Raw genomic sequence first — 13,187 nt, 5'->3', positions numbered from 1 at the left:
CACCCGAGCCGCGGAGATCGGAAACCTCGGACGTGTCCAGCCCCGCGTCGTCGTCGAACCTCATGGTTGCAGGAGCCTACAGAAAAAGGCCCTAGGTGCGGTTCCCGCGGGAACCGCACCCAGGGGTTTACCGAGGTTGTCATTGTGTGAATGGCGGCTGGCTGCCTCTCGGGCCGGCGACTCGCACTGCCGGTACGTGCACGGAGGCCGCACCGATGCAGGCTAGAACGTCACCTGAATGCGCGAGAGGTGTATCGAGCGCATGACGTCTGACACCCGTGCTGCTCACATTCGCGACCGGGTCGGGTTCACCGCAATCCGGTCGTGGGCACACAGCCGGCAGTCAACCGCGAGGGATCATTCACTGAACCACCTTCCCTCTCCCGGTGGGCTGGCCCCGGCAGGCACACCCCGGCTAGTGCGCCTTCTTCACGGAGCCGGTCCTCCGATAGGTCCAGGATGCGCCTTCGGGCCGGGTCTCTCAACCGCGCCGACATCCCTCGTCTGGGGCATTCCGCCATCACGGCTAGGGTTCGCGGCATGGGTGAGGTGCGCTGGCTGACCGACGCGGAGATGCTGGCGTGGCGGTCCTACATCGTGGCCACGATGCGCCTGCGCCAACGCCTGCACCGCGAACTTTCCGAGGCGCACGCCGTGTCGCTGACCGACTACGAAGTGCTGGTGGTGCTCGATTCCCAGCCGGACAAGCGGCTGCGTATGTCGGAGCTGGCGACCATGCTGGGCTCCACGAAGAGCAGGCTGTCGCACCAGGTCGGGCGGATGGAGGAGACGGGGATCGTGTGCCGCGTGCCCGACCCGGAGGACAAACGCGGCGTGATCGCCGAACTCACCCCGGACGGGCTGGACCTGCTCGCCCGGGCCGCGCCGGCCCACGTCGAGGGCGTCCGGCGGCACCTGATCGACCTGCTCACCCCGGAGGAACAGGCCGTGATCGGCCAGGGGTTTTCGCGAGTGCTCGAGCACTTGAACCAGCTCGGCGAGTGACCGGATACCCTGCACACCAGGGAAGCGTGGCAGAGCGGCCGAATGCACTCGCCTTGAAAGCGAGCGTGGGGCAACCCACCGGGGGTTCAAATCCCTCCGCTTCCGCAGCCTTGGGTCTCGGCCGATCCGAGATCGAGCAGATGCCTGCGGAGAAAGGACAGTTCCGCCTCGACGGCCTCTGCGTGCGCGCTCAAGTACGGTGCGTAATGCCCACCGGGCAGGCGGACCAACTCCGCCTGGGGGGCGCGCCGGGCCACGCGGACGGCGGGCTCGGCCAGGGCGGACTGGTCGTCGTCGCAGGCGATGACCAGTAGCGGGCACCGCACCCGTGCGGCGTGGCGGCCCGGTGAGTAGAACCCGGTTCGCAGGGCCGAGCGGGCGGCGACGGTCTGCTGCCAGTCCCGGTACCGGCCGTCGGGATCCAGCGCGTGTGGCATGTCTGCGGCGTCCGGTGTCGTGAGGGCCGCCACGGATCCCGGTGCCCCGACCAGAGGCACCAGCAGTGGCGGCTTGCCGACCAGGCCGACGGCGGCATCGAGGAGAGCCCGGCCGGTGAAACGCAGCATTGAAAGCGGTTTCTGGTGGCGAGATGCGTTGCGGGAGATCGCAAGCCCGTCGGCGTGCGGTGATTGGGCAATCGCGGCCGCCACGCCGGGGAGATGCGCCGCACTGTGCAGGACGTGACCGGCCGACAGCGAGTGACCCCAAAGGACAAGCTTGCCCGGGTCGACTTCCGGCAGGCCGGAGGCGAATTCGATCGCGGCCCGCCAGTCGTCGAGCTGCTCCGCGATGCGTACGACCTGACGCGGCATTCCGCCGCTTTCACCAAGATGGCGATAGTCGAAGGCGAGCACGGAGAGTCCGGCCGCGTGGAACCGCTTGGCGAATATGTCGGTGCCGGGCTCTTTGGTCACGGCGATCGGTCCGGCCATGATCACGCAACAGCCGTTGGTTCCCGGATAATGCCAGGCCGCACATTCATCGCGACCGCTGGTGAAATGCAGTTTCTTCCGCGCGACGGACATCACGCACCGACCTTTCGGTGAGCCCTCGGTACCCCTCCATGAAGTGAACCACGTGGTTCACATCGTGTCAACGGTCGGGCTCGGCCCGGGAATCTCGTGCGCACAGGGCTATTCGCCGGCTGCTTCTTCCCGCTCCAGGGCGCGGACCAGTGCCTCGAGTCCGGCCTCGGCGCCGATGGTCTCCCCGCGGGTGAGCGATTCGATCAGAAAACCGCGCAGGGCCGCCAGGATCATCTCGGCCACTTCTCGTTTCCGTTGCTCCGGCCAATCCACGGGGCAGAGCGAAAGCAAAAGCGGCAGATACTGTTCCGACGCCTCCCGGCCCAATGCGGCATACCGCTGCGGGTCGTATATCGCCAGTCCGACGGCCTGATCGAGCACCCGCAACCCGGTCACCGGATCGATGAGTATCCGCCATAGTGTCCGCACGCGCGCCGCCAGTGTCGGCTGCTGCGGTACGGCGGCCTCGAAGGCGGCATCGATCCGTCTTTCCCGCAATCGCACGATCGCCTGAGCGAGCAGGTCGTCGGCTCCGGTGAAGTGGTAGAGCAGCACCTTGTGCGTGGTGCCTGCCGCCCGCGCCGCCCGTCGCAGCGAAAAGTCCACCAGCCCATTTGCGGCCAGGTCGTCGGTGACGCGATCGAGCAGTTCCTCGCGCCTGGCCGCACCACGAGCCGACCCCGTCGAACGCCGGTAGCCCGTTTTTTGGGAGCCAGGCTGGGCTTTTGCTTCCTCTGGCGTGGACGGTGTCGAACGGACCATGGGAACGAACCTACCTCCGGTGGCACGCCACGGTGGCTTCACCTCAGGTCAAGGAGTGGCTTCCGCCGCCTCCTGGAAGTCGGCGATGGCCCCGCCGTGGTCCCTCGCCCAGTTCGTCAGGACCTCGATGGGCTCGACGAGGGTCCGGCCGAGGTCGGTGAGGCTGTACTCGACCCATCGAGGCGCTTCGGCATGGCGTTCGACCAGGCCGTACTGCTGGAGTCGGCGCAGCGTCTGAGTGAGGACCTTGCGCGAGATGCCGCCGATGAGGTCGACGAGTTCACCGTGCCGACGAGGCTGCTGGCTGAGCCCGAAGAGCACGAGCACGGCCCATTTGTCGGAGATGATTTCGACCGCCAGCCGGGTGGGGCAGTCGGCGAGAAAGACCGGTCCAGCCGTAGTCCGCATGGAATTCGAAGGTACCACCAGGTAACCCACGGCTCCGTAACGTCTTCCGTGAACAAGGAATCCAGTCCAGATGCGGAGGAACCACCATGCCACGAGTCGTCGTGTTCGACGAGTTCGGCGGGCCGGACGTCATGCACGTCGTCGAGGAACCGGTCGTCGAGCCCGGAGTCGGCGAGGTACGGATCAGGATCGAAGCGTTCGCCGTCAACCCGCTCGACCAGATGATGCGTTCCGGCGCCTCGCCCGTGATCGTCCCCCTGCCGCACGCTCGCCTCGGCGTCGAAGGAACCGGCGTCATCGACGCGGTGGGCCCCGAGGTCACCGGGCTGGAGATCGGCGCCCCGGTCATCCTCACGGCCATTCCGGACGCGAGCGTCAGTGGTAGCTACGCCGAATACACCACGGTCCCCGCGAGCCGGGTCATCGCCCGGCCTGCCGGGCTCGGAACCACGGAGGCGGCGGCGATCTGGGTCGCGTACTCCACCGCCTACGGCGCGCTCGTCGAGAAGGCGAGGATGCGTCCCGGCGACCACGTGCTCATCACCGCCGCGTCCGGCGGTGTCGGCCGGGCGGCGATGCAGATCGCCAATCAGATCGGGGCCGTACCCATCGCCCTCACCCGGCACACCGCGAAGAAGGACGACCTGATCGCCGCCGGCGCCGCCGCTGTCATCGCCACCGACCACGAGGACGTCGTCGAAGCCGTCCGCGACCACACCGGCGGGACCGGCGCCGACATCGTCTTCGACCTTGTCATGGGCCCCGGCCAGCAGGATCTCGTGAAGGCTGCCCGCCCCGGCGCAACACTGGTCGCCGCCGGCTTCCTGGACCCCCGGCCCGCACCCTTCCCGACAAGCGCGCCGCTCACGTTCTTCAACTACCAAAGCTTCGAGCACACCCTCGACGCCGTCGTGGTGAAGCGCATGGCGGCCTTCCTGAACGCCGGCGTACGTCTCGGCGCACTGCGGCCCGCCATCGACAGGGCGTTCGCCCTCGAGGACATCGTCGCGGCACACCGCCACCTCGAGAAGGGGCTCCACGCCGGGAAGATCGTCGTCACGCCCTGAGCCGGTCAGGCGGTGACCGGCCGTACCTCCTGCGCCACTCGCGCATCGTAGGTATCGCGGGCGCCCAGGACGGCATTGATGTTCGCCTCGGACCAGGTGCGAATCCCGTGCATCAGCGTGGTGACGCTTTCGCCGAGCTCAGTGGCCGCGTATTCGACCCTTGGCGGGATGGTCGGGTACACCGTGCGGGTGACCAGGCCGTCCCGCTCCAGGGTGCGTAGCGTCTGCGTGAGCATTTTCTGAGTGATGCCGTCCAGGCGGCGCCGCAACTCGCCGAAGCGCATGGGGCCGCCGGACAGGGCGCCCATGGCCAGCATGGTCCATTTGTTGGCGAGTACGTCCAAGATCTGACGAGAAGGGCAGGCGGCCAGGTAGGCATCCGCGCCTCCGTAGAAGCGCAGGTTGTCGGTAGTACCCATGAGGTACCTATATACCTTTGAAGTGCCTTCTGTTCAACGGGTACCGGTGGATCGAGGATAGGGGCATCCCAAGCGACTCTTCGGACAGGAGTAAATGACCATGCGCGCGATCACCCAGAAGACCTTCGGTGGCCCCGAGGTGCTGGAACTCGTCGACGACGCGCCCAAGCCGGCCCCCGGACCGACGCAGGTCCTGATCCGGGTCAAGGCGACCAGTGTCAACCCCGTGGAACTGTTCGTCCGCTCCGGCGCCTTCCCGTTGCTGGGTGAGCCGCCGTTCGTACTGGGCTGGGACGTTTCCGGAGTGGTCGAGCAGGTCGATCCGGGTGTGCACCGGTTCAAGGTCGGCGACGAGGTCTACGGGATGCCGTACTTCCCGGCCGCGGCCGGGGCCAACGCCGAATACGTCGTCGCTCCCGCGCGGCAGTTGGCTCGCAAGCCCGCGGGGATCAGCCACGAGGAGGCCGCGGCGCTGCCGCTGGTGGGTCTGACCGCCTGGCACGCACTGGTGGAGATCGCGCGGGTGCGGCCGGGGCAGCGGGTACTGATCCACGGCGCGGGCGGTGGGCTCGGGCACGTCGCGGTGCAGGTGGCCAAGCACCTGGGCGCGGAAGTGGTGGGCACGGCGAGCGCGGCCAAGCACGACTTCCTGCGCGGGCTGGGTGCGGACCAACTGGTCGACTACCGGACCCAGGACTACACCGAAGTGCTCCGGGACGCGCCGGTGGACGTGGTGTTGGAAACCCTGGGCGACGGGAACGCCGAGCGTTCCTTCGGCGTGCTTCGGCAGGGTGGCGTGCTCGTGACGGCGGTGGAGCGGCTCAGCACCACCCTGCCCGAGCTGGCGAAGCGGTCCGGCGTCCGCTTCGCGGCCGTCGGCGTGGAACCGGACTCGGCCGGTCTGGAGGCCTTGGGCGAACTGGTCGAGGCGGGGCGGCTGCGGGTGCACCTGCAGCAGGTCTTCCCGCTGGACAGGTTGGCCGAGGCACACGAGGTACTTGCCGCCGGCGGAGTGCAGGGCAAGCTCGCGATCACGGTCTGAAGGGGCGTCGCCGAGCGTCAGTGGGGGCGGCGCAGTCCCGCGATGAGGACTTCGACCAGTCGGCGTGGGTCGTAGCGGGGATCGTCCGCGCCGATGCAGAGGTTCCCGACGCCGCGCATGAGTTCGATGGCCTTCAGGCCGGATCGGATCTCGCCGGCGTCGGCCGCCGCGTCGAGCAACTGGGCGCACACGGGCACGAGACGGTCGAGGAAGTAGGCGTGCAGCGCGTCGAAGCCCGCGTTGTCGGACCGCAGTACTCCGGCGAGTCCGTGCTTGGTGACCAGGAAGTCGACGAACAGGTCGATCCAGCTCTTCAGTGCGGCGTACGGGGTCGCGCTGCTCTCCAGCAGGGCTGGACCGGCCTCGGCGCAGGCCTCGACCTGGTGCCGGTAGACGGCGATGATGAGATCCGCCCTGGTCGGGAAGTGGCGGTAGATCGTGCCCATCCCGACGCCCGCCTTGGCCGCGATGTCGCGCACCGGCGCATCCACACCCGACTTGACGAAGACCGAGGCGGCCGCGTCGAGCAGGGCCTTCTCGTTGCGCCGGGCGTCCGCCCGCTTGGGCCGGGCCGGGTGCCCCGAACTCTTGTCGCCGTCGTTCACCGCGCGCTCCTTCAAGGCCGAACTTGTCAAACGGAACGATGCTCCGTATTGTTGTCGGAGCAAGGTTCCGCTTACTCATGATGCCAGGTCGCCGAAACGACGGACGAAAACCTCGAACGAGTCGTCTTGATCCAGCGACGAATCCGAGTAAAGCCATGGGAACGAAAGGACCGACTGGCCCCATGTCACAGACAGCCCCGACCCGGTTCGGGATCATGACCGCGCCCTCGCAGGTCGACTACCAGGACGTCCTGCGCGTCTGGCGTGAGGCGGACACGATCCCGGAGATCGAGCACGCCTGGCTGTTCGACCACCTTCTGCCGATCTTCGGTGACCTGGACGGACCGATCTACGAAGGCTGGACCCTGCTTTCGGCCCTCGCCGCGCAGACCCAGCGACTGCGCCTCGGGCTGCTCGTGACCAGCAACCGGTTCCGGCCGCCCGCGATGCTGGCCAAGATCGCCGCGACCGTCGACATCGTCTCCGGCGGACGGCTCGATTTCGGCATCGGCGTCGGCTCGCGCCCCAGCCACCCGCTGGCCCGGCGCGAGTACGAAGCCCACGGCCTGCCCTTCCACGACACCGCCCACGCCGTGGGCAGCCTCGCCGAGGCGTGCACGGTGATCAGGCGGTTGTGGACTTCGGACCAGCCGTTCGACTTCCACGGCACCCATCACCGGCTCACCGGCGCGTTCGGCAACCCCAAACCGCTCCAGCGCCCCCACCCGCCGATCCTCATCGGCGGACGTGCGGCCGCGACGCTGCGCGTGGTCGCCGAGCACGCGGACCTGTGGAACATCCCCGGTGGCGACATCGAGGACGTCATCCGGCGCAGCGCTCTGCTGGACCGCTACTGCACCGAGATCGGCCGCGACCCCGCCTCGATCACCCGCTCGATTCACCTGCCCGTCTCCTACGACCGGCCCGGCGCCACCCGGAACGCGATCGGGGAAGCGATCGACGCCGGCTTCCGGCACATCGTCCTCGGTGTGCCGTCGCCCTACCCCGAGAATGTCGCGCGGTGGGTCGCCGACGAACTGATCACCCCGTCGGCCCGGGCTTAGGCACCGACCACCCGGATGCGGGCAGCCGCTGAACCGCGCGGCCGGTTTTTGTCGGTGGCCACCGGCACAATCCTCGGCAGTCGACGAGACGAGGGGAGAGCCGGCATGGGTGCTTGGGGAACGGGGCCGTTCGAGAACGACGCGGCGCTCGATTTCGTGGGTGAGTTCGACGACGCGGCTCCGGCCGACCGTCCGGAGCTGATCCGCGAGGTGCTGGAAAAAGCCTTGGCGGAGAGGGATTATCTCGATGCGGACGAGGGCTCGGCCGCGGTTGCCGCGGTGGCGGTCGTCGCCGCGGCGAGGCCGGGCGGGCCTGCCCTCGATCCGGTTTCGGGGCCGAAGCAACCACTACCGCGGCTTCCCTCGGACCTCCTGACCATTGCGGCGCGGGCACTGGAACGGGTGCTGGGAGCCGATTCCGAACTCGGCGAGCTGTGGGAGGAGGAACAGCGTGAGCATCCGTTGTGGCGGGAGCAGGTGAGCGCGCTGCGGAAGGCCCTGTCCTGACCTCTTCGGAGTGTCCGGAAAGGACGGTCAGGGCTTGTGTGCGACGCCGACCCAGACCATCGACTCGCCGGGATCGGTGAACCGGATCTCCTCCCCCTGCCGGGCAAGTTCGGGATGCCACAGGGGGCACCAGGTGGCTCCCGGTTCGACCAGGGGCAAATCGCCGAAGAACGTCTCGATCTCCGCCCGGGACCGCCAGTGGAGCCGGGCGGGAGTGCGGTCGTAGAGGCGCGCGAACTCGTCCATGTCGTGCGCCAGCGTGGCCGACACGCCATCGGTGGTGCCGTGTGAGAGCGCGAGGTAGGAGCCGCGGGGCATGAGCTCGCGCAGACGTGCGACCGCTTCCGCGCTCACATCGGTGCCATCGGGGCCGGGCTGAACCACGTGCAGCACGGCCATCAGCAGGATCGCGACCGGCTGCCGCAGGTCGACCACGCCGGATTCGCGCACCTTGCGCCACAACAGGTCCGGTTCACGCAGATCCGCCTGCACCACCGCATGACGCTTGGGGTCGCCGTGCTGTTCGAGCTGGAGTTGCGAGCGCAGCACGGTGACCGGCTCGTGGTCCACATAGACGACCCGCGCGCCTTTGACCCGGCCCAGTTCGTCGGCCATCCGATGGGTGCCGCCGTCGGAAGTGGTCACCCCGGAGCCGATGTCGACGAACTGCCGTACCCCGCGCTGGATCAGGTAGTGCACGACCCGTCGCAGGTACAGCCGGTTCGCCTTGGCGGCGGGCCGCACGAACGGAAAGGCGGTCAAGGCCATCTCGCCGAACACGCGGTCCACCGCGTAGTTGGCGTTGCCGCCGAGGTAGTAGTCGTAAACGCGAGCAACACTGGGATGATCGAGGTCGACATCGTCCATGGCAAATTGCCTGGTCCGCGTCTGACGTGCCACGTCCAGCACCTTCCGCCACCCGGAGATTGCCGTCACATCTTACCGGGTGTTGGTTAAGCCGTTCAGGCGAGGCTTCGAAATTTCAGGAAGCGCTTTCCAGCACGCGGTCACGGTGCGCTACCGGTTCGCGTGATAGGCGAGACCTTTCGTGGGAAATCAGAAAAATACTCATATTCGGCGGGTGGTTTAGGCGCGCTTACCGGATTCTCGCCACCAGCTCCTCACAACTTCGCAGCACCACCGCCGCGGCCCGGCGATCTCCGGCACTGCAAGCCGGGTCCTCGGCCCAGGCCCGCCAGCGCCGGATCATCTCGAAGATCTCGCTTTCGGAATGTCCGCCGAGCCTTTCCTCGACCCCGGTCCCTTGCCCACCCAGCAGGCGCACGGCCTCCGACAGCAACTCCGGGGGAAGCTCCGTCCGCCCCGTGCGCAACGCGGCCAGCAACCGCAGCTCCCGGAAATCGTGCGCACCCGCGAGCGTCCGCTCCAGCTCCGCTGCCAGGGCGGCCGAGGCGGGACGCGGTTCCATCCGCAACACCACGTCCAGACCCAGCAAGGCCGACCGTGCCTTGAGCACCGGCCGTCGCTCCACGAAAGCCTGGTCCATGGCGTCGCGTAACTCCGCGAGGCCGCTTCGCGGTACCAGTTGCGCGGCCAGCGCCGGCAGGGACTGAGCCCCGCGCCGGATCAGGGTGACCGCGATCCGGACACCGAACAGCCCGAACCGCTCCAGCAGACCGCCCCGGACCGACGGATCCTGGGCGGTGAACCGGTCGGCGGACATCAACTGGGGCGCCAGTTCGGCACGGGGAACCCGGGCGAGGTCGGCGAGCGCGTCGAACTCGGGCTGCCGCAGGGTCCGCCCCGCACTGGCCAGCAGGCCCGCCACCGGGACCACGTCCTGACACAGCTCGCCCACCTCGGGCTCGCGCCGGTACCGGCGCGCCACGTGCCGCGCCGAGATCACCGCGTCCACCCGGCCCCCGCCGAGCTCGTCGGCCCGGGACAGCACGACGATCGCGTTCACCGTCGACGCCCTGGCGATCGGGTGGTCTCGCATGGCGTGCAGGAAGCCGAGGTCCGCACGGTGCGGATGCCGCACCAGGAACAGCACGGCGTCGGCTTCGAGGTAGATGTTCTCGATCGCGCCCGCCGCGGCCTCCCCGTCGACGGGCGGGGTGTCGATCAACGTCAGCTCGTCCCGGGAGCGGCTCGGCGCGGCCCGGAACCAGGACAGACCGGCGCTCGGGCCCGCGACCTCCGCACCGGCGATCGCGTTCACCATCGTCGACTTGCCGGACTGCCGCGGCCCGGCCACCGCCAGACGCAGGGGATCGTCCAGCCGGTTCACCTGCCGCCGCAGCCAGCTCACCGCGCGCGGGCTGTCCTGGTAGGCGTCGAGGGCCTGGTCGAGCAGGGCCCTGGTCCGCGACGCGAGGCTCACGCGGTGAGCCCCCGTGGAGCCTGTCGGGGCCGCATCCCGGCCAAGGACTGGGCCCGCCGGCTCAGCAGCGTGAGCTCGTCCAGGTCGCGCCGGATCTCCTGGGCCCGGTTGGTCCGCCGCGCGGCGTCGGCGTCGATCACCTGCTTGATCGCCTTCGCCGAATCGGTGATCTCGGCACGCAACTCCTCGGTGACGGCGGCCAACCTGTCCCGCAGAGCGCGGTGGATCTGCCGGGCCGTGTCCTTGCTGTGCTTGCCGTAGGTCAGGAAGAAATCGTCGACATAGCGATGAGCGGCCGTCTTCGCGGTCGCCTGCCGCCGCTTGAGCCGCTGACCACGCTCCTCGAACACGCTCTTCGCGCCGAAGGCGGCACCGGCGCCCAGTGAGATCGGGTTGATCAGTGGCAGCCCGGCGAGCGTGGTGGCCAGACCGAACATCAGCAGCCCGCTGTAGGAACCGCGCATCCCGACGAAAAGCTTCTGCCCCACCCCGAACCGTTCCACCTTCGGCATCTTCATGTCGCCCACCGCATCACCGGGTACCTCTCGCGGGAGGGAGTCCGGCAGCGCGTCGGGACGGTGCGGCGCCACCCGCCGCCCCACCTTCCGTGCGATCCATTCGAACCGGTCGAGCAGCCATTCCGAGTTCGTCTCCGCCACCTTCTCCAGGTTCTCCCGCAGCCACGTCTCGAACTCGTCCCAGGTGCGGGCCGGATCGGCGGTGTCGAAGTAGTCGTCGACCTCCACCAGGATCTTGCGCGTCCGGTCGCGGAGGTCGAACTCCACATCGGACAACAGATCGGAAACCTCGTCCGACAACAGCGTCTGCCACCGGGCCGCGTCCCGCTGCAGCCGCTCCAGCCTGCGGCCTTCGGCGTGCCAGCGGGCCACCGCCTCCTCGCTGCCCTGCTGCTGGGTCGCCGAGAACTCCTCCTTCAGCGAGGTGAGCAGGCTCTCGACGGTCACCCCGGTCAGGGTCGCCACTGACCGCCTGGCCAGCAGTTCCGCCTGGCCGGCGAGATCCTGGTGCAGGCAGCGGATCAGTTCCACGAAACCGGATTCCTGGTTGAGGGCCTGGTCGCCGGAGCGCGCGGCCGCCAGGCGCAGGCTCGACGAAGCCGGAAGGACCGTGGCCATCAGGCCCCCGTCGTCGAGCAGGGCCCGCGTGCGCTCCGCGATCAGCCGCCAGCCCGGCACGAGGTCGATCTTGGTGAGCACCACGATGATCGTCGGGCACAACCGGGCCACCTGCTTGAGCAGAAGCAGCTCGGAGCGGGACAGCTCGCTGGTGGCGTCGGTGGCCATCAGCACCGCGTCCGCCGCCATCGACTCCACCAGTTCGGCTCCGGCGCCTGCCGGGGTGTCGACCAGGGCGAGGCCGGCCGCGAGCAGGGCGCGGGGCAACCCGATCTCGGCGCGGACCACGGGCGGGCCGCTGACGGACCGCGCCTCGCGGTTGGCCTCCGCGGTCACCGACTCGACCGGAACGGGCGTTCGTGAAGCGCTTTCCAATGCGCGCCTGCCTCCGGTGACGACGGTGGCGATCGGGGTTTCGGCGTGTTCGATGACCGCGGGAACCGCTGTGGTGCCGTCGTCGCCGACCGCGCAGATCGGGGCGTTGAGCAGGGCGTTGATCAGTTGGCTCTTGCCCTGACCGGCCTCGCCGATCACCACGACCCGCAGCTTCGGGTCCACCAGCCGGGCTCTACGGACCTGAAGGCGTTCCGCCAGGTCCGGGCGCCGGTGCGCGGCGCAGGCACGGACGGTGTCGTCCAGCACTTCGAGCCAGGGCGGTGCGATCACGCGGAGGAGTGTGCCTTGTTCGGTCACGAAAGGGCAACGGCGGGGGTCCGTCCATTCGGACGAACCCCCGCCGCTATACGACCGGTGAGGGATGAACCCGCCGAGGCATGGCGACGAGTCCGCCCCTCACCTCACTGGGCGCGGTCAGTGGCCGAGAGGCAGGTCGTTGTGCAGGCCGCCGAGGGCGTCGGCCTCGGGCAGCGAAGCGTGGTCCAGCACACCGGAGACCTCGCCGAGCGGGCTGTGCGAGACCGCGTCGGCGACCGGGTTGTGCGAGATGGCCTCCTGCAGGTGCTCACCGACCTGGGGCAGCGGGTTGGCCACCGGCAGGTGCGGCAGCGAGTGCGGCAGTTCCGCGGTGGGGTGCACCGGCAGCTCGGTGGGCAGGTGCGAAGGCACGTCCGCGGGCAGCGCCGGGACCGACAGCGAGGAAACGGCCGGGACCTGCGAAATGTGCTCGGAGACCAGGTCGGCACCCGCGGTCACGTGGCTGCCCACCTCTTCGCCACCCGCCGTCACGGCGTGGCCGAGGCCGGCACCGGCACCGGTCAGGTAGCCGCCAAGCGTCGCGGAGCCGTCCGCGATGTGGCTGCCCACCAGTTCACCACCAGTGGAGACGTAGCTGGCCACGGTGCCGGCGGCGGGCACGCTCCTCGCCAACGCGTCGGCGTCGAGGCTCTGGCCGAGGTCGCTGACCTGGCCGAAACCGGCCGTGGCGGGGGTGCCGTCGGTGCTCAGGCCGTAGGTGCCCAGCGGCGAGGTCGATTCGAAGGATCCGGTGAAACCGGAGGTACCAGCCTCGCCGGTTCCCTCGAAGCTGCCGTACTCGGACTCGACGCCACCGGCGAAGTGCGCACCCTCCTGGCTCGCGACACCCCGGAAGCCCGCCGTGGCCTGCTCGCCGTTGTAGGCGAAGGCCCCGGTGACGCCTTCGGTGGAGCCGCTGCCGGTGGCGTGGAAGCCGCCCAGGTCCGGGGTGGTCGGCAGGGCGCGTGCGTCACCCGCGTCGATGGGCAGGGAGCCAACGCCCGGGGCGTTGACCGGCAGGGAGCCGAGGTCGGGGGCCGACACGGGCAGTGCGCTCAGGTCGGGGGCGTTGACCGGCAGGGCGCTCAGCTCGGGGGCGTGCACCGGGAG

13 protein-coding genes, 1 tRNA gene and 1 pseudogene are annotated in these 13,187 nt (G+C 69.2%); 6 read left to right on the top strand and 9 right to left on the bottom strand.

What is annotated here, in order from left to right:
• Positions 1-540 precede the first annotated feature (540 nt).
• Positions 541-1,005 (top strand): MarR family winged helix-turn-helix transcriptional regulator, encoded by a 465-nt coding sequence (locus tag FNH05_RS18420; RefSeq protein WP_144589938.1) that lies wholly within the window; start codon positions 541-543, stop codon positions 1,003-1,005.
• A 20-nt stretch (positions 1,006-1,025) separates the two neighbouring features.
• Positions 1,026-1,110 (top strand) — tRNA-Ser (locus tag FNH05_RS18415).
• Here FNH05_RS18415 and FNH05_RS18410 read toward each other — a convergent pair.
• From FNH05_RS18410 to FNH05_RS18400, 3 genes are all read right to left on the bottom strand, one after another.
• A complete protein-coding gene (locus tag FNH05_RS18410; protein WP_144589940.1) occupies positions 1,092-2,030 on the bottom strand; it encodes an alpha/beta hydrolase in 939 nt (312 codons plus the stop codon). The genes FNH05_RS18415 and FNH05_RS18410 overlap by 19 nt on opposite strands.
• Before the next feature lie 108 nt (positions 2,031-2,138).
• Complete coding sequence (locus FNH05_RS18405; protein WP_144589937.1) at positions 2,139-2,792, bottom strand: TetR/AcrR family transcriptional regulator; 654 nt, start codon at positions 2,790-2,792, stop codon at positions 2,139-2,141.
• A 48-nt stretch (positions 2,793-2,840) separates the two neighbouring features.
• A complete protein-coding gene (locus tag FNH05_RS18400) occupies positions 2,841-3,200 on the bottom strand; it encodes a winged helix-turn-helix transcriptional regulator (RefSeq protein WP_144589936.1) in 360 nt (119 codons plus the stop codon).
• 86 nt (positions 3,201-3,286) lie between these two features.
• On the opposite strand from FNH05_RS18400, the gene FNH05_RS18395 reads away from it, so the two are divergent.
• The gene (locus FNH05_RS18395) at positions 3,287-4,267 is read left to right on the top strand and encodes a zinc-dependent alcohol dehydrogenase family protein (RefSeq protein WP_144589935.1); all 981 of its coding nucleotides are present in this window, start codon (positions 3,287-3,289) and stop codon (positions 4,265-4,267) included.
• Positions 4,268-4,272: 5 nt separating this feature from the next.
• Here FNH05_RS18395 and FNH05_RS18390 read toward each other — a convergent pair whose 3' ends face one another.
• The gene (locus FNH05_RS18390; RefSeq protein WP_144589934.1) at positions 4,273-4,686 is read right to left on the bottom strand and encodes a winged helix-turn-helix transcriptional regulator; all 414 of its coding nucleotides are present in this window, start codon (positions 4,684-4,686) and stop codon (positions 4,273-4,275) included.
• A 100-nt stretch (positions 4,687-4,786) separates the two neighbouring features.
• Between FNH05_RS18390 and FNH05_RS18385 the strand changes: the two genes are divergently transcribed.
• A complete protein-coding gene (locus FNH05_RS18385; protein WP_144589939.1) occupies positions 4,787-5,728 on the top strand; it encodes an NADP-dependent oxidoreductase in 942 nt (313 codons plus the stop codon).
• Positions 5,729-5,745: 17 nt separating this feature from the next.
• On the opposite strand, the gene FNH05_RS18380 is transcribed toward FNH05_RS18385, so the two are convergent.
• Entirely contained in the window at positions 5,746-6,333 is a 588-nt protein-coding gene (locus FNH05_RS18380) for a TetR/AcrR family transcriptional regulator (RefSeq protein ID WP_144589933.1), read from the bottom strand.
• 182 nt (positions 6,334-6,515) lie between these two features.
• Between FNH05_RS18380 and FNH05_RS18375 the strand changes: the two genes are divergently transcribed.
• Together FNH05_RS18375 and FNH05_RS18370 are read left to right on the top strand one after the other, a co-directional pair.
• Positions 6,516-7,397 carry an LLM class flavin-dependent oxidoreductase gene (locus FNH05_RS18375; RefSeq protein ID WP_144589932.1) on the top strand — a complete coding sequence of 294 codons (882 nt, stop codon included), beginning with the start codon at positions 6,516-6,518 and terminating at the stop codon, positions 7,395-7,397.
• Between the two features lie 105 nt (positions 7,398-7,502).
• Positions 7,503-7,904: a DUF4259 domain-containing protein gene (locus FNH05_RS18370; RefSeq protein ID WP_144589931.1), complete on the top strand. Its 402-nt coding sequence runs from the start codon at positions 7,503-7,505 to the stop codon at positions 7,902-7,904.
• 27 nt (positions 7,905-7,931) lie between these two features.
• Here FNH05_RS18370 and FNH05_RS18365 read toward each other — a convergent pair whose 3' ends face one another.
• The 4 genes and pseudogenes from FNH05_RS18365 to FNH05_RS38115 all read right to left on the bottom strand — a co-directional run.
• Positions 7,932-8,771 carry an SAM-dependent methyltransferase gene (locus FNH05_RS18365; protein WP_144589930.1) on the bottom strand — a complete coding sequence of 280 codons (840 nt, stop codon included), beginning with the start codon at positions 8,769-8,771 and terminating at the stop codon, positions 7,932-7,934.
• Between the two features lie 229 nt (positions 8,772-9,000).
• Positions 9,001-10,248 carry a P-loop NTPase family protein gene (locus FNH05_RS18360; protein ID WP_144589929.1) on the bottom strand — a complete coding sequence of 416 codons (1,248 nt, stop codon included), beginning with the start codon at positions 10,246-10,248 and terminating at the stop codon, positions 9,001-9,003.
• Complete coding sequence (locus tag FNH05_RS18355; protein ID WP_144589928.1) at positions 10,245-12,050, bottom strand: dynamin family protein; 1,806 nt, start codon at positions 12,048-12,050, stop codon at positions 10,245-10,247. Before FNH05_RS18355 ends, FNH05_RS18360 begins: the two co-directional genes overlap by 4 nt.
• A gap of 144 nt (positions 12,051-12,194) precedes the next feature.
• Positions 12,195-13,187, bottom strand: a pseudogene (locus tag FNH05_RS38115) (IniB N-terminal domain-containing protein); the annotation flags it as partial.

This window comes from Amycolatopsis rhizosphaerae (assembly GCF_007713715.1).
Taxonomy (GTDB): Bacteria; Actinomycetota; Actinomycetes; order Mycobacteriales; family Pseudonocardiaceae; genus Amycolatopsis_E; species Amycolatopsis_E rhizosphaerae.
Note: the sequence above shows the minus strand (reverse complement) of the source record. Positions and strands in the feature narration are given on the sequence as shown.